Annotated in this window: 17 protein-coding genes and 1 riboswitch; of the genes, 7 read left to right on the forward strand and 10 right to left on the reverse strand. The window is 70.8% G+C overall.

Going from position 1 to position 18,416, the window contains the following annotated elements; genetic code table 11:
- Positions 1-4: 4 nt before the first annotated feature.
- The 7 genes from ACFYU0_RS29425 to ACFYU0_RS29455 all read right to left on the reverse strand — a co-directional run bounded on the left by ACFYU0_RS29425 (position 5) and on the right by ACFYU0_RS29455 (position 7,877).
- Entirely contained in the window at positions 5-1,099 is a 1,095-nt protein-coding gene (locus ACFYU0_RS29425) for an ABC transporter ATP-binding protein (protein ID WP_351664539.1), read from the reverse strand.
- Positions 1,096-2,103, reverse strand: coding sequence for an ABC transporter permease (locus tag ACFYU0_RS29430; RefSeq protein WP_351664541.1), 1,008 nt, complete (start codon positions 2,101-2,103; stop codon positions 1,096-1,098). Before ACFYU0_RS29430 ends, ACFYU0_RS29425 begins: the two co-directional genes overlap by 4 nt.
- Before the next feature lie 72 nt (positions 2,104-2,175).
- Positions 2,176-3,945: an ABC transporter substrate-binding protein gene (locus ACFYU0_RS29435; RefSeq protein ID WP_351664543.1), complete on the reverse strand. Its 1,770-nt coding sequence runs from the start codon at positions 3,943-3,945 to the stop codon at positions 2,176-2,178.
- A 38-nt stretch (positions 3,946-3,983) separates the two neighbouring features.
- Positions 3,984-4,982, reverse strand: a complete 999-nt coding sequence (locus ACFYU0_RS29440; RefSeq protein WP_351664545.1) for an ABC transporter permease — start codon at positions 4,980-4,982, stop codon at positions 3,984-3,986.
- 349 nt (positions 4,983-5,331) lie between these two features.
- Positions 5,332-6,117, reverse strand: a complete 786-nt coding sequence (locus ACFYU0_RS29445) for an enhanced serine sensitivity protein SseB C-terminal domain-containing protein (RefSeq protein WP_389305160.1) — start codon at positions 6,115-6,117, stop codon at positions 5,332-5,334.
- Between the two features lie 222 nt (positions 6,118-6,339).
- Positions 6,340-7,134, reverse strand: coding sequence for an enhanced serine sensitivity protein SseB (locus tag ACFYU0_RS29450; protein ID WP_351664549.1), 795 nt, complete (start codon positions 7,132-7,134; stop codon positions 6,340-6,342).
- A 65-nt stretch (positions 7,135-7,199) separates the two neighbouring features.
- On the reverse strand, positions 7,200-7,877 hold the full coding sequence (locus ACFYU0_RS29455) for an AAA family ATPase (RefSeq protein ID WP_351664551.1): 678 nt from the start codon (positions 7,875-7,877) through the stop codon (positions 7,200-7,202).
- 177 nt (positions 7,878-8,054) lie between these two features.
- Positions 8,055-8,152: riboswitch (glycine riboswitch) on the forward strand.
- A 157-nt stretch (positions 8,153-8,309) separates the two neighbouring features.
- Between ACFYU0_RS29455 and gcvT the strand changes: the two genes are divergently transcribed.
- The 4 genes from gcvT to ACFYU0_RS29475 all read left to right on the forward strand — a co-directional run bounded on the left by gcvT (position 8,310) and on the right by ACFYU0_RS29475 (position 12,670).
- Positions 8,310-9,437: a glycine cleavage system aminomethyltransferase GcvT gene (gene gcvT, locus ACFYU0_RS29460; protein ID WP_389305059.1), complete on the forward strand. Its 1,128-nt coding sequence runs from the start codon at positions 8,310-8,312 to the stop codon at positions 9,435-9,437.
- Positions 9,438-9,551: 114 nt separating this feature from the next.
- Positions 9,552-9,929: a glycine cleavage system protein GcvH gene (gcvH, locus tag ACFYU0_RS29465; protein ID WP_351664555.1), complete on the forward strand. Its 378-nt coding sequence runs from the start codon at positions 9,552-9,554 to the stop codon at positions 9,927-9,929.
- A gap of 14 nt (positions 9,930-9,943) precedes the next feature.
- A complete protein-coding gene (gene glyA / locus ACFYU0_RS29470; RefSeq protein ID WP_389305061.1) occupies positions 9,944-11,221 on the forward strand; it encodes a serine hydroxymethyltransferase in 1,278 nt (425 codons plus the stop codon).
- A gap of 81 nt (positions 11,222-11,302) precedes the next feature.
- Positions 11,303-12,670, forward strand: a complete 1,368-nt coding sequence (locus tag ACFYU0_RS29475; protein ID WP_351664559.1) for an L-serine ammonia-lyase — start codon at positions 11,303-11,305, stop codon at positions 12,668-12,670.
- A 73-nt stretch (positions 12,671-12,743) separates the two neighbouring features.
- Here the strand turns inward: ACFYU0_RS29475 and ACFYU0_RS29480 are convergent, their stop codons facing one another.
- Positions 12,744-14,495 (reverse strand): M28 family peptidase, encoded by a 1,752-nt coding sequence (locus ACFYU0_RS29480; RefSeq protein ID WP_389305064.1) that lies wholly within the window; start codon positions 14,493-14,495, stop codon positions 12,744-12,746.
- A gap of 385 nt (positions 14,496-14,880) precedes the next feature.
- Here ACFYU0_RS29480 and ACFYU0_RS29485 point away from each other — a divergent pair, with 385 nt between their 5' ends.
- Complete coding sequence (locus tag ACFYU0_RS29485; RefSeq protein WP_389305066.1) at positions 14,881-15,882, forward strand: LuxR C-terminal-related transcriptional regulator; 1,002 nt, start codon at positions 14,881-14,883, stop codon at positions 15,880-15,882.
- Positions 15,883-16,000: 118 nt separating this feature from the next.
- Positions 16,001-16,555 (forward strand): GH25 family lysozyme, encoded by a 555-nt coding sequence (locus tag ACFYU0_RS29490; protein ID WP_389305068.1) that lies wholly within the window; start codon positions 16,001-16,003, stop codon positions 16,553-16,555.
- A gap of 16 nt (positions 16,556-16,571) precedes the next feature.
- On the opposite strand, the gene ACFYU0_RS29495 is transcribed toward ACFYU0_RS29490, so the two are convergent.
- The gene (locus ACFYU0_RS29495) at positions 16,572-17,258 is read right to left on the reverse strand and encodes an NAD(P)-binding domain-containing protein (RefSeq protein WP_351664567.1); all 687 of its coding nucleotides are present in this window, start codon (positions 17,256-17,258) and stop codon (positions 16,572-16,574) included.
- Positions 17,259-17,406: 148 nt separating this feature from the next.
- Positions 17,407-17,619, reverse strand: coding sequence for an EF-hand domain-containing protein (locus ACFYU0_RS29500; protein WP_199213668.1), 213 nt, complete (start codon positions 17,617-17,619; stop codon positions 17,407-17,409).
- Between the two features lie 152 nt (positions 17,620-17,771).
- On the opposite strand from ACFYU0_RS29500, the gene ACFYU0_RS29505 reads away from it, so the two are divergent.
- Entirely contained in the window at positions 17,772-18,404 is a 633-nt protein-coding gene (locus ACFYU0_RS29505) for a GNAT family N-acetyltransferase (RefSeq protein ID WP_389305071.1), read from the forward strand.
- Positions 18,405-18,416: the final 12 nt, after the last annotated feature.

An 18,416-nucleotide genomic window follows, 5' to 3' on the forward strand; every position in this document is an offset into this window, starting at 1 on the left:
TCACTCACAGCTTCGGCGCAATCTCTTCGGTCCAGATCCGCTCACGGTCCTCGGCCGGGAGGTGACAGGCGGACCAGTGCCCGGTGCTCACCTGCTCCAGCTCGGGGCGCACCGTGCGGGTGACGTTCCCCTTGGGGATGTCCGCGTACGGGCAGCGCGGGTGGAAGGCGCAGCCCGAGGGGACGTTGATGAGGCTCGGCGGCTGGCCCTTGACCGGGATGAGCCGTTCGGAGGTGTCGCGGTCGATGCGGGGCATCGAGCCGAGCAGACCCCAGGTGTAGGGGTGCTGCGGCTTCTCGAAGACCTCGTCGGCCCGCCCGCGCTCGACGCACCGGCCGCCGTACATCACCAGGACGTCGTCCGCGATCTCGGCGACCACGCCGAGGTCGTGGGTGATCATGATGACCGCGGAGCCGAACTCCTTCTGCAGGTCCCGGATCAGGTCGAGGATCTGCGCCTGGACGGTGACGTCCAGGGCGGTGGTCGGCTCGTCCGCGATGAGCAGCTCGGGGTTGTTGACCAGGGCCATGGCGATCATGGCGCGCTGGCGCATACCGCCGGAGAACTCGTGCGGGTAGCCGTCGACGCGCTTGGCCGGCTCGGGGATGCCGACCCGGTCCAGCATCTCGATGGCCCGCTTGCGGGCGACCTTCTTGCTGACGTCGTGATGGACCCGGTAGGCCTCGACGATCTGGTCGCCGACCTTGTAGTACGGGTGCATCGCGGACAGCGGGTCCTGGAAGATCATCGCCATCTCGCGGCCGCGGAGCTTGCGCACCTCGTCCGGGGCGGCGGAGACCAGTTCCTTGCCGTCCAGCCAGATCTCGCCGGTCATCCGCACGTTCTTGCCGCGGGTGCCGAGCCGGTGCAGGCCCATGATGGCCTGCGAGGTCACCGACTTGCCGGAGCCGGACTCGCCGACGACGGCAAGGGTGCGGCCCTTCTCCAGCGAGAAGCTGAGTCCGTCGACGGACTTGACCAGGCCGTCGTCGGTCGGGAAGTGCACCTTGAGGTCGCGGACCTCGAGGAACGCCTTGGGGGGCTGGGACGCGGAGGTGGGCTCGCCCACGGCGGCGCCGGTCTTGGAGAGTTCGGTCACGAGAGCCTCACCCGCGGGTCGGCGGCGGCGTAGAGCACGTCCACCAGGAGATTTGCGAAGACGACGAAGGCGGCGGCGAGCAGCGTCACGCCGAGGATCTTCGGCAGGTCGTTGTCGGTGATGCCCTGCACCGCGTACTGGCCGATGCCGGGCAGCGAGAACACCGACTCGGTGATCACGGCGCCGCCGAGCAGCAGACCGATGTCCATGCCGAAGACCGTGATGATCGGGGTCAAGGCGGCGCGCAGTCCGTGCCGGGTGACGACGGTGCGCTCCCGCAGGCCCTTGGCGCGGGCCGTGCGGATGAAGTCCTCGTTCATCGTCTCCAGCATGCCCGAGCGGGTCAGCCGCGCGTAGATGGCGGAGTACAGCAGGGCCAGGGAACACCACGCCGGGAAGAGCGTGTTGGCCCACTGTGCCGGGTTCTCGGTGAGCGGGACGTACGTCTTGCCGAAGATCGGCCACTGGTAGGTGAAGAGCAGGATCGCCAGGTTGCCCGTGAAGAACATGGGCAGCGAGACGCCGGTGAGCGCGATGCCCATGAAGGTGCGGTCGAGGAACGAACGCGGCTTCAGGGCCGAGATGACACCGGCCACGACGCCCGAGACCAGCCACAGCACGGCGGCGCCCACGGCCAGCGACAGGGTGATCGGAAGGCGCGAGGTGAGCTCCGGCCACACCGCCTGGTGGTTCTTGAAGGAGTAACCGAAGCAGGGTGCGTCGCAGTGCACCGTGGTGGGGCCGAGGTCGTAGGTGGCGCCGGCCACGATCCCCTTGATGAAGTGCCAGTACTGGACGTAGACGGGCTGGTCCAGACCGAGGTTGTGCTTGACAGCGGCGATGTCCGCCTTCGACGGGCTCTTGCCGATGTACTGCTGCGCCAACTGGTCCGCTGTCTGGCCGGCAAGCCGTGGCAGCAGGAAGAAGATGGCGAAGGTGACCGCGGAGACGACCAGCAGCAGGATCACTGCCGCGAACGTCCGGCGGAGGATGTACGAGATCACGGGGACCGGCGCTGGTGCCCGCGGGCCGCGAAGCCCGCGGGCACCAATGCCTTCACCTGCCTTCCGGGGCTGCTACTTCGACGCGACGCCGATGTTGAGGTAGTCGTACTGACCGCTGAAGGCCGCCGTGGAAACCAGGTTGGTGTAGTTCTGCGGGCGGGCCAGCAGGACCTTGAAGTAGGTCAGCGGGACCAGGACGGCGTCGTCCATGGTCTTCTTGTCGATCTGCGTGTACAGGCTGTTGCGCTCGGCGTCGTCCTGGGTGCCGATCGCCTTGCCCAGCAGGGAGTTGACGTCCTTGCTGTCGTACTGCGACAGGTTGGTGTTACCGGACTGGCTGATCGCCTTGCCGTTCAGGATCTGCTGCAGGAAGCCGTAGCCGGAGGGCCAGTCGGCACCCCACTGCATCATGATCAGGCCGATGTTCTGCTTCTCGGTGAACTTCGGCACACCGGCGTAGTCGGTGAAGTACTTGCCGGACGGGTACTGCTTCAGGCTGGCGTTGATGCCGACCTTCTTCAGCGAGTTGATGATCGCCGTGGCGGCGTCGATCTCCTGCGGACGGTCCGAGCGGGCCGAGATGTTGGTGCTGATCGACGACTTGCCGCAGGCCTTCAGCTGCTCCTTGGCCTTGGCCGCGTCGCCCTTGTTGCCGGAGGTCGCGTAGACGTCCGACTTCTCGTAGCCCGGGATGTCCGGGGGAAGCACGGTGGAGGCGATGTCGCCGCGGATCGGGCCGCCCTCGGCGGTCTGCACCGAGACCTTGTCGATCGCGTACTGCACGGCCTTGCGGCACTCGGGCTTGTCGAACGGCTTCACCTTGGTGTTGATCGCCATGTAGACGAGCCGGCCACCGTAGGTGTTGTCCGTGTTGGCCTTCTTCGCCGTGTCGGTGAGCACCTTGGCCTGGGTGGAGGCCTGGACGCCGGCACCGGCGAGGTCGATCGCGTCACCGGCCAGGACGTCCTGGTCGATGGTCTCCGGGTTGACCTTCAGCTTGACGACGATCTTCTCCGGCAGCTGCTTGCGCAGCGGGTCCGTCTTCGCGTCCCAGTTCTCGTTGCGCACGAGCACGGCCTGCTTGCCGTCCTCGTAGCTCTGGAACTTGTACGAGCCCGACGACACGATGTGCTTGACGTAGTCGACGCCCTTGTCCTTGGACTGGGGCACCGGCGCGGTCTGCGGGGCGGCGACGAGGTAGTCGAACTCCTGGAACGCCTGGTTCAGGTGGAAGACGATGGTGGTGTCGTCCGGCGTCTCGATGGAGGACAGGCCCTTGCCGCTCTTGTCCTTGTAGGGGCCCTTGTACTTGTCGCCCTTGGCCATGAACTGCTGGAAGTAGTTCGGGCCGAGGGAGAGCACGTCACGCGCGAAGTTCGAGCGCTCGACGGCGTACTTGACGTCCTTCGAGGTGATCGGCGAGCCGTCCTCGTACTTCAGGCCCGAACGCAGCTTGTACGTCCAGGTCTTGCCGCCGTCGCTCGGGACGCCCTTGCTCGCGGCGAGGTCCGGGACGAGGGTGTTGCCCTTCTCGCCGGCGCCGGGCTGGAACGTCATCAGCGGGCGGGCGTAGAGCCGGCTGAGGTTGTACATGTACGCGTAGTACGTGTTGCCGGGGTCGAAGGAGTCCGGCACGTCGGACAGCTCGTAGGTGACCGTGCCGCCCTTCTTGTCGGAAGCGTTGACCACACCCTTGGTCGCGGCGTTGGCCCCGGCGGACGAGCCGTTGTTGTCCTTGTTGTCATCGGCCTTGCTGCAACCTGCAACGAGCAGGCTGGCGGAGCCGATGGCCGCGATAGCGGCCAGCGCTGACCTTCGCATGATGGGTGCTTTCCCCTCCATAGTCGGAAACTTTTCGGGCTCTCGGGTGGTCGCAGGCGTCAGCGGCTGCGCGGGTCGAGAGCGTCGCGGAGACCGTCGCCCAGCAGATTGAACGCCAGGACGGTCACGAAGATGGCGAGACCGGGCACGATCATGAACTGGGGATCGACCTGGTAGTAGGTGACCGCTTCGCGGAGCATGCCGCCCCAGGAGGCCTGCGGGGGCTGGATGCCGACACCGAGGAAGCTCAGGGACGCCTCGAAGAGGATGTTGGTCGGGATGAGCAGCGTCGAGTAGACGATGATCGGGCCGACCAGGTTGGGCATCAGCTCCCGGAACAGGATGTACGGGCCCTTGGCGCCCATGCCGCGGGAGGCGTCCACGAACTCGCGCTCACGCAGGGCGAGGGTCTGGCCGCGCACGATCCGGCCCAGGTAGGGCCAGTTGAAGAAGCCGATGACGAAGATCAGCACGCTCAGGTGGAGCGGGAGCCCGTTGAGGCCGAACGCGCCGCCCTGGAGCGTGGCGGAGATCGCGATGGCGAACAGCAGGAGGGGGAAGGCGAGGAAGGTGTCCATCAGGCGGCTGATGATGTTGTCCACCCGGCCGCCGTAGTAACCCGCGATGACGCCCATGATGGCGCCGATCACGTTGGAGAGGATCGTGGCGCCGAAGGCGACCACCAGCGACACCCAGGAGCCCTCCAGGACTCGGGTGGCGATGTCACGGCCGAACTTCGGGTCCACGCCGAGCGGGTGGTCGGCGCTCATGCCGCCCCAACTGCCCTTGGGCAGCGAGGTGTCGGGGGTGATCAGGTCCTGGTTGAAGGCGTTGGGGTCGAGGCCGAGCAGGGCCTGCAGGGGCCGGGAGAGGACGGCCAGGGCGATCAGCAGGACGACGATGACGGCGCCCGCCACCGCGACCTTGTCCCTCTTGAATCTCGACCAGGCGATCTGCCCAAGGGAACGACCCTCGATCCGCCCCTTACCGGCACCCTCGAGCACAGCTTCCGGCTGTGCCTCGGCTGCCGCCCCGGTGGTCTCGATCGGTGCGGTCACAGTGACCCGACCCCTCTCGCCGGTGGTGACCGGCCTGCGCCTGCCGCGGTTTGCGGCTTTGTCGACTTGCCTCGATCGTGAGGTTCGACCTCACGTCTGAATCGCGAGTCTTCAGCTTCTTTGCGATCACCCGCCAGAGCTGACGGGGAAAGTATGCGCAACCGTGATGCAGTCCAGGGGATTCCGTTATCCGATCAGTGGGTAACGGCCACCGGACGCGGGGCACTTGGGGCAGACGGCTGTTTTGTTTCGAAACGGACGAAACATCGCTCTTCTACGCGCGGAGAAGTCCGTCTCGGACACGAATTCTCCATCACTGTCCAAGTGGCGGACTGCCCGGCCCGGTTGCTCAGTAGCCCCCGTGGACCGGCGGGTAGCCGTACCCGGGAGCCGGCGCCTGGGGCTGCGGCGGGGTCTGCGGCTGCGGCTGGGGGACGGCCGCGTGCGCGTCGCGATCGTAGAACGGGCGGGCGTTGGCCCGCATCCACAGCACCACCGGGTCGTAGTCGTCGGTCATCGCGACCGTGGACACCGGCAGCCCCTCGGGGACCGCGCCGACGGACTGCTGCATCATGGCGCGCACCGAGTCGACGGAGGCGGGCGAGGTGTCGTACACGTCGAGGCCGATGGCGAGGTACGGCGCGCCGAGCGTGGGCTGCACCCAGGCGCGGCGCAGCGAGCGCAGGGCCGGGGTGCGGTGGGCGTTCTGCGCGAGCAGGGCGTAGAACTGCGCGACGTCGACGCCGGGTTCCGACAGCCGCAGCGGGCCGGCGGGCTGGCGGTCGAGGCCGGTGGCGATGCGGCGCAGGTCCGTCCAGGGGATGCCGACGCCGCCGCCCGGGGCGTGCGGGTTGAGCCAGAGGCCGTAGTGGTCGGGGTAGAGGGTGCGGGCCACGTCGAGCCCGTCGACCACCTCGTACGAGCGGTTCCAGCCGCTGGCCGAGAGTTCCTGCGCGGAGGTCACGCAGGGGGCATAGCCGAGGCCGTCGACCTCCATGTTCCCGTACTGGGCGTCCGGGGACCCGGCCTGGCCGTGCCACAGCAGCATCCAGATCTGGCCGGAGGAGGGAGTGGCGAGGGCGCGCAGCAGTGCCTCGTAGGCGTCGTAGCGGCCGGGGGTGACCTGGCGCAGCATGTGCTCGACGCTGCCGCTGTGGCTCGCGCTCACCTGTCTTACCGGCCCTTCTCGAATCAGTGCCCCGCGTTCGGAGACAGCTTAAGCGCCGATCGGCTCGGAGCCCCGGGTTCCTGCGCGGGCGCGGGTGGGCGGAGGCCGGTCGGCCGGTCTCGCCGCTGACGGAGCCGCTGACCGACACCGCCCCGCGCCCCCGGGTCCGTGCCTCCTCGGCGCCGCCTTCTAGTGGCCGTACTGGTAGAAGGGGCGGACGTGGGACTTGAGCCAGGTGGCCACCGGGTCGTCCGTGACGTCCAGAAGGACGAGGTTGACCTGCCATCCGACCGGCGCCTTGCCCAGGGCCCGGCCGAGAGCCTCCAGCGGAAGGGCCCGCAGGTCGCCCTCCCACTGGGAGAGTTCGACGCCCACGAACATCACGGGGTCGGCCGTCTCCACCGAGGCCAGGCAGCGGCGGGCCGTGACCACCACGCCGGTGCCGGCGAACTCGGCGGAGGCGGCGGCGAGGAAGTCGACCGGGTCGTCCTGCCAGTCCGGCTCGAAGAGGCGGACCCGGCCGCCGGTGGCCGGGCCGTCCAGCGGGGTGTGGCCGGTGCGGCACAGTTCGGCCACCGCCTCGGGCGGCAGCGGCAGGCCGACCACCCCGTCGGGGTTCACGAGGATGCCGGCCTGCGGGGGCAGCCCGCGCGCGAACTCCACCGCCGGGGCGACGGTGAAGGACATGTGGGAGCCGGCCGCCAGGCGGAGCTGCTCCTCGGAGCTGAAGACCGGGACGTACACCTGGCCCTCGATCTCCATCGTGGGCAGGTCCAGCGGTCCGCTGTGCGGTCCGCCGCCGTTGGGCAGCGGGACCCACAGCAGGCTGCGGCCCAGCACCTCGGCGATCCGCCCGCCCGCGCCGGGTATGCCGAGGGAGGCCGAGAGCACCTCCTCCAGCTCGTTGCCGGGCCAACCGCCGTGCGGGTGGGGGTGCGTCTGTGCCGGGAAGTCCGCGGGAAGGTCCGCCGCCGAGAAGTCCATCTGCCTGCCGCCTGCTGGGAACCACTGCTGTGGTCCGAAAGGCTAGCGGGTGGCCGTGACGGCGCTCAGCCGGATCGGCCGGCGAAGCCGATGCGGCGCAGCACCGCGGCGGCGTCCCGGTCCAGCAGCACCGCCGAGCCGCAGCCGGCGGGCAGCTCCCCCCGCTCCACCGCGCGCAGCAGGCGGGCCGCCGTACGGCGGTGGCGGCGGAAGGCGTAGCGGGAGACGCCGCGGCCGCGCTCGCGCTGGCCCGCGCGGGCGGTCTCCGCGGTGACGTCGAGCAGCAGCAGGTGCAGGGTGCCGCCGCGGCGGCGGGCCGCGCGGACCAGCCAGCCGCGCACCCAGGCCTGCGTGCCGCAGTCGTGGACGACGACGCCCTCGCCGGTGCCGAGGGCGCGGCGCAGTGCGGCGTAGTGGGCGAGCCGGACCAGGGGGCGGTACAGCGCGTAGGGCAGGAAGCGGGGCACGCGGGCGGCCCAGCGGTCGCGGGCGTCCTGGGAGTCGACGCGGTGGCCGGGGACCGCGCGGTGCATCAGGGTGGACTTGCCGCTGCCGGGCAGCCCGGTGACCACCACCAGGTCGCGGGGGCCGAAGAGCAGGTCGTGCGGGCTGCGCCCGGCGCGCTCGCGCAGGTCGCGGACGACCGGGGCGGGCCGCCCGGCGCAGCGCTCGCGGGCCGGGGCGGAGGGCTGCTCCGGCATCGCGAGACCGGTGGTGGCGGCGTAGGCCGTGGTCCTGTTCACCGTCATCGTCCTCCCCTGTGGGCTCGGTAACCCTTTGCCCATCGAATGTAAAGAGAAGGTAATGCGCCGGTCCAGCGGTTGGGTACGCGTACTGCCACAGCTCGGTTACAGATGCGGGCCCTGACGGGGCGGGGCGCGGCGTGCAATGATGTGCGCGCCAACTGCATACCGGCCGCTTGAATCCGCGCGGGAGAGTTCCCAGCCAGCTCCGCTGGGACGCCGAAGGAGCAAGTCCCTCCCTTGAATCTCTCAGGCCCCGTTACCGCGCGGGCGAGGCACATCTGAAAAGCGGGCCGCTGCGACAGTGGCTCCACCCAAGGTGCAAGCCGTGACCACTCCTCGTGAGGATCATGGCGAACCTCTCAGGTTCCGATGACAGATGGGGAGGAACGTTCCTCGCCTGTCATACCTGCCCTGGGAGACGACCGACCGATGAGCAGTACCGAACCCACTCCAGCGCGCCGCACCGCGCTCGACGCCCTGCACCGTTCGCTCGGCGCGACGATGACCGACTTCGCCGGCTGGGACATGCCGCTGCGCTACGGCTCCGAGCGCGACGAGCACGTCGCGGTGCGGACCCGGGCCGGCCTCTTCGACCTCTCCCACATGGGCGAGATCACCGTGACCGGGCCGCAGGCGGCCGCCCTGCTGAACTACGCCCTGGTGGGCAACATCGCCTCCGTCGGCGTCGGCCGCGCCCGCTACACCATGATCTGCCAGGCCGACGGCGGCATCCTGGACGACCTGATCGTCTACCGGCTGGCCGAGCAGGAGTACATGGTCGTCGCCAACGCCTCCAACGCCCAGGTGGTGCTGGACGCGCTGACCGAGCGCGCCGCGGGCTTCGAGGCCGAGGTGCGCGACGACCGCGACGCCTACGCGCTGCTCGCGGTCCAGGGCCCCGAGTCCCCCGGCATCCTGAAGTCGCTGACCGACGCCGACCTGGACGGCCTGAAGTACTACGCGGGCCTGCCCGGCACCGTCGCCGGCGTCCCCGCGCTGATCGCGCGCACCGGTTACACCGGCGAGGACGGCTTCGAGCTGTTCGTGAAGCCGGAGCACGCGGTGGAGCTGTGGCAGGCGCTGACCAAGGCGGGCGAGGGCGCCGGCCTGGTGCCGTGCGGCCTGTCCTGCCGGGACACCCTGCGCCTGGAGGCGGGCATGCCGCTGTACGGGCACGAGCTGACCACCTCCCTGACGCCCTTCGACGCCGGGCTGGGCCGGGTGGTGAAGTTCGAGAAGGAGGGCGACTTCGTGGGCCGCGAGGCGCTCACCGAGGCCGCCGCCAGGGCCGAGCAGAACCCGCCGCGCAAGCTCGTCGGCCTGGTCGCCGAGGGCCGCCGGGTGCCGCGGGCCGGGTTCTCCGTCGTCGCGGGCGGCGAGGTGATCGGCGAGGTCACCTCCGGCGCCCCATCCCCCACCCTGGGCAAGCCGATCGCGATGGCGTACGTCGACGCGGCGCACGCGGCGCCGGGCGCCGAGGGCGTCGGCGTGGACATCCGGGGCAGCCACGAGCCGTACGAGGTCGTGGCGCTGCCCTTCTACAAGCGCCAGAAGTAGACACTGGGCGCGGTCCGTCCCCGGACGTGACCCTGCGCACATCCCGCTGCCCGGCAGCGGGTCCGGCAGTCCCCCATTCATCAGCACTCCCGCGCGTACAGGAGAATTCAGGCCATGAGCAACCCCCAGCAGCTGCGCTACAGCAAGGAGCACGAGTGGCTGTCGGCCGCCGAGGACGGCGTCTCGACGGTCGGCATCACGGAGTTCGCGGCCAACGCGCTCGGCGACGTGGTCTACGCCCAGCTCCCCGAGGTCGGTTCCACGGTGTCCGCGGGTGAGACCTGCGGCGAGCTGGAGTCGACCAAGTCGGTCTCGGACCTGTACTCGCCGGTCACCGGTGAGATCACCGAGGTCAACGAGGACGTCGTCAACGACCCGTCGCTGGTGAACTCGGCCCCCTTCGAGGGCGGCTGGCTGTTCAAGGTACGCGTCACCGAGGAGCCGGCCGACCTGCTCTCCGCCGACGAGTACACCGCCCAGAACGCCGGCTGAGGAGTCGTAGCCGTATGACTGTCCTGAACACGTCCCTGCACGAACTGGACCCGGAGATCGCCGCCGCGGTCGACGCCGAGCTGAACCGCCAGCAGTCGACGCTGGAGATGATCGCCTCGGAGAACTTCGCGCCGCTCGCGGTGATGGAGGCCCAGGGCTCGGTGCTGACCAACAAGTACGCCGAGGGCTACCCCGGCCGCCGCTACTACGGCGGCTGCGAGCACGTCGACGTCGCCGAGCAGATCGCCATCGACCGGATCAAGGAGCTGTTCGGCGCCGAGTACGCCAACGTCCAGCCCCACTCCGGCGCCTCCGCGAACCAGGCGGCGCTGTTCGCCCTCGCCCAGCCCGGTGACACCATCCTCGGCCTGGACCTGGCGCACGGCGGCCACCTCACCCACGGAATGCGGCTGAACTTCTCCGGCAAGCAGTTCGACGTGGTCGCCTACCACGTGGACGAGGCCGGCCTGGTCGACATGGCCGAGGTCGAGCGGCTCGCCAAGGAGCACCGCCCCAAGGTGATCATCGCCGGCTGGTCGGCCTACCCGCGGCAGCTCGACTTCGCCGAGTTCCGCCGGATCGCCGACGAGGTCGAGGCGTACCTGTGGGTCGACATGGCGCACTTCGCGGGCCTGGTCGCGGCGGGTCTGCACCCGAACCCGGTCGAGTACGCGGACGTGGTCACCTCCACGACCCACAAGACCCTCGGCGGCCCGCGCGGCGGCGTCATCCTGGCGAAGAAGGCCTTCGCGAAGAAGCTGAACTCGTCCGTCTTCCCGGGCTTCCAGGGCGGCCCCCTGGAGCACGTGATCGCGGCCAAGGCGGTGTCCTTCAAGGTCGCCGCCTCGGAGGAGTTCAAGGAGCGCCAGCGCCGTACGGTGGAGGGCGCCCGCATCCTCGCCGAGCGGCTGATCGCCGCCGACGCCCGCGAGGCCGGCGTCAACGTGCTGTCCGGCGGCACGGACGTGCACCTGATCCTGGTGGACCTGCGTGAGTCCGAGCTGGACGGGCAGCAGGCCGAGGACCGCCTCCACGACGTCGGCATCACGGTCAACCGCAACGCCGTCCCGAACGACCCGCGTCCCCCGATGGTGACCTCGGGCCTGCGCATCGGTACGCCGGCCCTGGCGACCCGGGGCTTCACGGCCGAGGACTTCACCGAGGTCGCGGACGTGATCGCCGAGACGCTCAAGGCGTCCGCCCCGTTCGAGGGCGCCGCCGTGGAGGGGCTCAGGGCCCGGGTGAAGGCCCTGGCCGACAAGCACCCGCTGTACCCGGGTCTGAACAAGTAAGTCCCTGTTTCGCCGGGCACCGCGCACACTGGAACGTGTGCGCGGTGCCGCACCCGCACCACCCCGTATTGAGGAGTTTCCGTGGCCATCTCGGTCTTCGACCTGTTCTCGATCGGCATCGGCCCGTCCAGCTCCCACACGGTCGGTCCGATGCGCGCGGCGCGCATGTTCGCCCGCAGGCTGCGCAACGAGGACCTGCTGGGCTCCGTCGCCGCGGTGCGCTGCGAGCTGTACGGCTCGCTCGGCGCGACCGGCCACGGCCACGGCACCCCGAAGGCGGTGCTGCTCGGTCTGGAGGGCGCCTCGCCGCGCACGGTGGACGTCGAGTCGGCCGACGAGCGGGTGGAGACGATCAGGCGGTCGGGCCGGATCTCGCTGCTCGGCGAGCACGAGATCGCGTTCTCCTTCGACGACGACCTGGTCCTGCACCGCCGCAAGGCGCTGCCGTACCACGCCAACGGCATGACGGTGTGGGCGTACGACGCGGCCGGCGCCGAGCTGCTCTCCAAGACGTACTACTCGGTCGGCGGCGGCTTCGTCGTGGACGAGGACGCGGTCGGCGCCGACCGCATCGTGCTGGACGACACGGTCCTGAAGTACCCCTTCCGCACCGGTGACGAGCTGCTGCGCCTGACCCGGGAGACGGGTCTGTCGATCTCCTCGCTGATGCTGGAGAACGAGCGGGCCTGGCGCACCGAGGAGGAGATCCGCGCGGGCCTGCTGGAGATATGGCGGGTCATGCGCGAGTGCGTCCAGCGGGGCATGACCCGGGAGGGCATCCTGCCCGGCGGTCTGAAGGTGCGCCGGCGCGCGGCCGTCTCGGCCCGCCAGCTCCGCGCCGAGGGCGACCCGCTCGCGCACGCGATGGAGTGGATCACGCTCTACGCGATGGCGGTGAACGAGGAGAACGCGGCCGGCGGCCGGGTGGTCACCGCCCCGACCAACGGCGCGGCGGGCATCATCCCGGCGGTCCTGCACTACTACATCAACTTCGTGCCGGGCGCCGACGAGGACGGCGTGGTCCGCTTCCTGCTCGCCGCCGGCGCCATCGGCATGCTGTTCAAGGAGAACGCCTCCATCTCCGGCGCCGAGGTCGGCTGCCAGGGCGAGGTCGGCTCCGCCTGCTCCATGGCCGCGGGCGCACTCGCCGAGGTGCTCGGCGGCAGCCCCGAGCAGGTGGAGAACGCGGCCGAGATCGGCATGGAGCACAACCTGGGCCTGACCTGCGACCCCGTGGGCGGGCTGGTCCAGATCCCGTGCATCGAGCGCAACGGCATGGCCGCGGTGAAGGCGGTCACCGCGGCGAAGATGGCCATGCGCGGCGACGGCTCGCACAAGGTGTCCCTGGACAAGGTCATCAAGACCATGAAGGACACCGGCGCGGACATGTCGGTGAAGTACAAGGAGACGGCCCGGGGCGGGCTCGCGGTGAACATCATCGAGTGCTAGGCCGTGGCGGGCGCCCGGGGAACGGGGGCCCGCCACGACGCGTCTCGTCACCTGCCGCCGGGCTGTCGGACGATCAGCCGGTCGTCAGGGTGACGTCGTCGACGACGAAGCTGGTCTGCAGGCTGGAGTCCTCGGAGCCGGTGAAGGTCAGCGTGATCTGCCGGCCGATGTACTGGCTCAGGTCGAGCGTGCGCTCCACGTAGCCCGTGGCCGCGTTGACGTTGGAGTACGTCTGCTTCACGGTCCCGTCGACCTTGACCTGGAAGGTGTCGTACGCCGTGGAGCCCGACTCGTTGGTGTCGATGTGCAGCCAGTACTTCAGGGTCGCCCGGGTGCAGCCGGCCGGGATGGTCACGGTCTGGCCGACCGTGTCGGTGGCGGTGGAGCCGTAGCCCGCCAGCCACGCGTACCGGGTGCCGGAGTGGGCCGACTGGCCGCTGAACGCGCCGATCGCGCCGGTGTCGCCCGTCCACGGCGACGTGCCGCTCTCGAAGCCGCCGTTGGCTACGGTCTGCGAGGCCGTGCAGCCGCCCGCGCCGGTGACGGTCAGCGTGTACTGCGCGGTGTGCGTGGTGGAACCGGTGCCGGTGATCGTGAGGTTGTACGTCCCCGGGGCCACGGAGGAGCCGACGGTGACGGTCGCCGTGGACGAGCCGCCGGAGGTGACCGAGGCCGGGCTGAAGGAGACCGTGACCCCGGCGGGGGCGCCCGAGGCGGACAGACCGACCGTCTGGGCCGAGCCGTTGGTCGTGGCGGTGGACACGGTGGTGGTCACCGAGGCGCCCGGGGCGGTGCTGCCGGTGGCGGGGCTCGCCGAGAGCGAGAAGTCGTCGGCCGGGACGGTGGCCGAGACCGCCTGCGACCACAGGGTGTAGGCGACGCCGTCGGCGCTGCGGTTCAGCCCGGTGGCGTTGATGTTGCTCGTGGTGTCGCACGAGGAGTGGTAGCAGCTGTCGTACGCGGCGTTCGCCGTGCCGCCCCACTTGGCCGCCTGCGCCGAGGTCTTGCGGGCGCTGGCGCCCATGGCGTAGCCGGAGGTGGGGATGCCGTAGTTCTCGAAGGAGTAGTCGTCGGAGCGGCCGGCGCCCTCGGTGTTCTCCTCCGGCTGGAGGTTCAGCGAGTCCCAGTAGGCCTTCATGGGTGCGGCGGCCGCGGAGGTGATGTGGTTGATGAAGTAGCCGCCGTTGCGCGAGGCGACCATGTCGAAGTTGTAGTACGCCTTGATCGCCGAGCGCTGGGCGGAGGTCAGCGAACGGACGTAGAAGTCCGAGCCGTTGAGGCCCTGTTCCTCGTCCGTCCACCACCCGAAGCGGACGCGGCCCGCCATCGACGGGTTGGTCTCGGCGAGTTTCAGCGCGACCTCCAGGAGGGTGGCGCTGCCGGAGCCGTTGTCGTTGATGCCGGGTCCGGCGGAGACGCTGTCGAGGTGCGAGCCGAACATGTACACCTTCGACGCGTCGCCGTGCGGCCACTCGGCGATCAGGTTGGGTCCCGCGCCGCTGGTGCAGCCGGAGGTGCAGGCCTGCTCGGTGACGGTGTAACCGGCCGCCTGGAGCTTGCCCTTCACATAGGCGACCGAGTCACGGTAGCCCTGGGTGGTCGACCTGCGGTTGCCGCCGTTGCGGGTGGCTATGGCGTTCAGCTCGGTCAGGTGCGCCTGGACCTTGGTGACGTCGATGTCGGGTGCGGCCGCGGCGAGTGCGGCCGGGGCGCCGGTGCCCTCACGGGCCGGGGCGGCGCTCGCGGGGAGCGCCGCCAGGCCCAGTGCGGCGGCCAGGGTGACACCTGTCAGGGACAGGCCGGTCGGGGAGATTCTTCGAAGCACCGTGTCTCCTTCGTGGGGTGGGAGGAACCGGGAGGCGGGGCGTGGTGGTGCCGCGCCCCCCGGCCGATGCGGGTGGGGGTGGGGACCCGGGTGGGCGGTCCCGCACTGCCGTAATGAGCATGCGCATGCCAAGCGCGGGTCAAGCCTCGCCGCGCGGAACCGGCCGGATCCGGGGGTCGGCGCCCCGCTCCCCGACGGCTCCCGGCGAGTGGTGGGGGCTGGGGAGGCGTACCGGGTGCCACGAGGAGTCGGGCGGGCGGCGACGAGGTTAACCGCCGTACGGTCCGTCCGCTCCTGTCCGATTCCGGCACGTCCGCTTCCGGCCAGGGCGGCCGCCCGGTGACGTCCCTGGCCTCCTCCGGGAGGGGGCCCGTATCGTTCGCGCATGCATCCGGCGCAGAACCCCTCGCACGGGCCGGCCGCCGCCGAGGCGCGAGCGGCCTACCTGACCATGGTCGAGCGGATCTCGGCGTCGGGAGCCCGGGACGCCACCGCCGAACGGGAGGAACTACGACGGCTCCCGGAGGAGTTGGCCCGGTGGCTCGCCGACCGGCGGCTCCTCGACCCGGACGGCGACCGGCTGAGCACTCCGGACCGGGCCCTGCGGCGCATCGTCGCGGAGCACCGGCGTCTGCTGCGGGAGACCGCCGAGCGGGCCGACCGGGACGCCGAGGCGCTGGACGACGTGCTGTCCGTGCTGACGGCCCCGCGGTTCGACGCCCGGGAAGCGGTGGAGACCGAGTACTTCACGGACCGCGAGCGCACCCGGAGGCGGCTGGAGGAACTGGACGCGCTCAGCCGGGAGGAGTTCCTGGCGATGCGCAACTCCTTCCCCGACGCGCAGGTCCTGGAGTCCAGCCTCGCCGGGGACCTGGACATGCTGGCGAACGGCGTCCGGGTGCGCATGCTGACGTCCCAGCAGGCCGTCCGCTCACAGGCGCCGGCCCGCTATCTGAACGCGCTGACCGAGGCCGGGGCCGAGGTGCGGGTCGCCGCGACGGTGCCGCTCCACATGAACGTCCTGGACCGGGCGATCGTCATCATCGGGGCGGGGCCCGGGCCGCAGGGCGAGGGCGGCGACGTCATCCTGCACAGCACGCCCGTCGCGCAGTGCTTCCGCAAGGTCTTCACCCACGCCTGGGACCTGGCCCGGCCGCACACCGTACGCCGGACCGGGCGCGGACGCGCCGGATACGAACTGTCCGCGCAGGAACGCGAGGTGCTGGCCCTGCTGGCCACCGGCGCCAAGGACGAGACCATCGCCCGCCGGCTGGCCTGTTCGGACCGCACCCTGCGCCGCCTGATGAACCAGATCATGGAGAAACTCGGCACCTCCAGCCGCTTCGAGGCCGGGGTCACCGCCGCCCGCCTGGGCCTGGTGGGCTGAACTCCCGCACCGGGCGGGCCGTCGCGACGGCGGCCGGGAGGCGGGGGCGGATCTCTCGGGCCGGACGGGGCATATATGAGTCAACTCCTGCAACCCCACGGCACCCAGGGGGTCCCCCATGCTGCACGGCATCGACGTCAGCGCGTACCAGTCCTCGTCCTACGGCACGGACGGCATCTCCTTCGTCTTCATCAAGGCGACGGAGGGGCGTTCGTACGTCAACCCCCGGCTCTCCGCGCAGACCAAGCACGGGCGCGACGCCGGACTGGTCGTCGGCTACTACCACTTCCTGTGGCCGGGGCACATCACCGCTCAGGCCGAGTACTTCGTCCGGCACGCCCCGGAGAAGGCGGGCGAACTGCTCGCCGTCGACTGGGAGACCACCAGCGAGGGCAACCACGCGAGCAACGCGGAGAAGGACCTGTTCATCCGGACGGTGAAGCAACTGCGGCCGCACAACCGGGTGCTGCTGTACACCAACCGGGACTACTGGCTGAACAAGGACCGCACCTCGTACGCCGGCGACGGCCTGTGGATCGCCGACTACGTGAGCGCGGGCCACCCCCGCATCAAGGCCAAGTGGCGCTTCCACCAGTACAGCAGCGAACCCCACGACAAGGACGTGGCCGCCTTCGCGGACAAGGCCGCCCTGCGGAAGTGGGCCACGCCCTGACGACGCCGTCGGCGGGTCAGCCGCGGAAGGCCGCCGACCGCTCCGGGGAGGCCTCCGCGAGTGCCTTGCGGACCGCTTCGACGCCCGCCCGCAGGCCGTAGACCGGGGTGTCCGGCTGCTGGCGCCAGGAGTCGTCGATGCCGCCCGCGTCGACCGTGTCGAAGCCCAGCTCGTCGATGAGGTCGCGGACGATCCGCTTGGCGGCCTCGTCGTCGCCGGCGACCGGCAGCGCCATCCGCTCGGGGTCGCCGGCCGGGCGCGGGCGGTCCAGGATGTCCTGGGCGTAGGTGCCGTTGAACGCCTTGATCACCGGGTGCCCGAGGTGCCGCTCGGTCCAGCGGCTCTCGGTCAGGCCCTCGTCCTCGATCCCGGCGATCCGGCCGTCCCGCTGCTGCGGGTAGTAGTTGCCGGTGTCGATCACGGCCACGTTCTCGGCGGCGCCGGACAGCAGGCCGGAGGGCAGGCCGGGGACCGCCTTCAGGGGGACGGTGACCACGACGACCTCGGCGCCGTCCGCGGCCTCGGTCGCCCGTACCGCCGTCGCGCCGGTCTCCTCGGCCAGTGCCTTCAGGGTCTCGGGGCCCCGCGAGTTGGCCACGGACACGTCGTGCCCGAGCGCGGTGAGCCGCCGGGTCAGATTGCCGCCGATGTTGCCCGCGCCGATGATGCCGATCTTCATGACAGACCTTCCCAGTCCATGCATGTGCATGCTTCTGACCTGGGCGACAACCCCGGGGGCCGCCGGGCTATTCCGGCCGTTACGGCGAACGGGGTACGCGGGCGGCGGGCCGGCGCGGCTCATGACGGAGGGGGTGCCGCCCCGCTGCGGGACGGCACCCCCTCCGGGCAGGTCACTTGCTCAGGTAGGCCCAGAACTCGTCGAACGACAGGACCTTGTCGCCGTTGAGGTCACGGGTGCGGATGACGGCCTCCGCCACGGTGTCGGTGACGTTCCAGTCACCCCCCTGGGCGAGGGCGGACTTGAACTCCGCCGCGGTGATGAAACCGTCACCGTCCGCGTCGATCCGCTGGAACTGCTTGCGTGCTTCCTCGATGTCCGCCATCGATCCGCCCCTTATGTTCGCGTTGCTCATGCCGTGCTGGCGTACTGACGCTGGTCAGATTAACGGTCCGTGTGCGACCCCCGTACGGCGACCACCCGGGCACGTCTGCGAGTCTGGGCCTTCCGGCCGGTGGCGACTCGAGGAGCGGTGGCGTGGAGACCCTGCGGGACATACTGGACGCGGCGGCGCACGGGGCGTACCCGCCGGCCGACGGCCGTACGACGGTCGTGCCGCAGCACGGGGCGCGGGACGCGGGCGTGCTGGCCTTCACCGCGCACTCGGTCGTCTTCACGGACGAGGACCCGCGGTGGGTGCGCGAGACGCTGGAGGCGGTGGACTGCGATCCGCTGTCCGCGGCGCTGAACCCCGTCTTCCTGGCCGCCCTCCTGGCCAGGACCGGGCGCCGGGCCGAGACCGTGGACGCGCTGCTGGTCGGATCCCCCCTGCCCGGCCGGCCGCCGCTCGCGCTGACCGAGATCGAGGACGCCGGCCACCCGCGCATCACCTACGCCCGCCGCCGGCGCGACGGGGTGCGGGCGTGGACGGCGGACGGCGGGGTGCTGGTCATGGGACGCGGGGTCGGCGGAAGGCTGGAGGTGAGCGTCGAGGTGGACGAGGGGGCGCGGCACCGGGGGCTGGGCCGGACCCTGGTGACGGCGGCCCGGCACCTGGCGGCGGAGCCGCTGTGGGCGCAGACGGCCCCGGGGAACGCCCGCAGCATGCGGGCGTTCCAGGCGGCCGGCTACCGCCTGGTGGGCGCGGAGGCGCTGCTGCTGGCCCCCTGAGCGGCCGTCGGC

Source organism: Streptomyces sp. NPDC003720, from assembly GCF_042875075.1.
GTDB lineage: Bacteria > Actinomycetota > Actinomycetes > Streptomycetales > Streptomycetaceae > Streptomyces.

What these genes read in the sequence shown, in the direction of transcription:
- ACFYU0_RS29435 (WP_351664543.1), bottom strand. Translation starts at nt 3,945, where the DNA reads ATGGAGGGGAAAGCACCCATCATGCGAAGGTCAGCGCTGGCCGCTATC.
- ACFYU0_RS29445 (WP_389305160.1), bottom strand. Translation starts at nt 6,117, where the DNA reads ATGCTGCGCCAGGTCACCCCCGGCCGCTACGACGCCTACGAGGCACTG.
- ACFYU0_RS29450 (WP_351664549.1), bottom strand. Translation starts at nt 7,134, where the DNA reads ATGGACTTCTCGGCGGCGGACCTTCCCGCGGACTTCCCGGCACAGACG.
- gcvT (WP_389305059.1), top strand. Translation starts at nt 8,310, where the DNA reads ATGAGCAGTACCGAACCCACTCCAGCGCGCCGCACCGCGCTCGACGCC.
- gcvH (WP_351664555.1), top strand. Translation starts at nt 9,552, where the DNA reads ATGAGCAACCCCCAGCAGCTGCGCTACAGCAAGGAGCACGAGTGGCTG.
- glyA (WP_389305061.1), top strand. Translation starts at nt 9,944, where the DNA reads ATGACTGTCCTGAACACGTCCCTGCACGAACTGGACCCGGAGATCGCC.
- ACFYU0_RS29485 (WP_389305066.1), top strand. Translation starts at nt 14,881, where the DNA reads ATGCATCCGGCGCAGAACCCCTCGCACGGGCCGGCCGCCGCCGAGGCG.
- ACFYU0_RS29490 (WP_389305068.1), top strand. Translation starts at nt 16,001, where the DNA reads ATGCTGCACGGCATCGACGTCAGCGCGTACCAGTCCTCGTCCTACGGC.
- ACFYU0_RS29495 (WP_351664567.1), bottom strand. Translation starts at nt 17,258, where the DNA reads ATGCATGGACTGGGAAGGTCTGTCATGAAGATCGGCATCATCGGCGCG.
- ACFYU0_RS29500 (WP_199213668.1), bottom strand. Translation starts at nt 17,619, where the DNA reads ATGGCGGACATCGAGGAAGCACGCAAGCAGTTCCAGCGGATCGACGCG.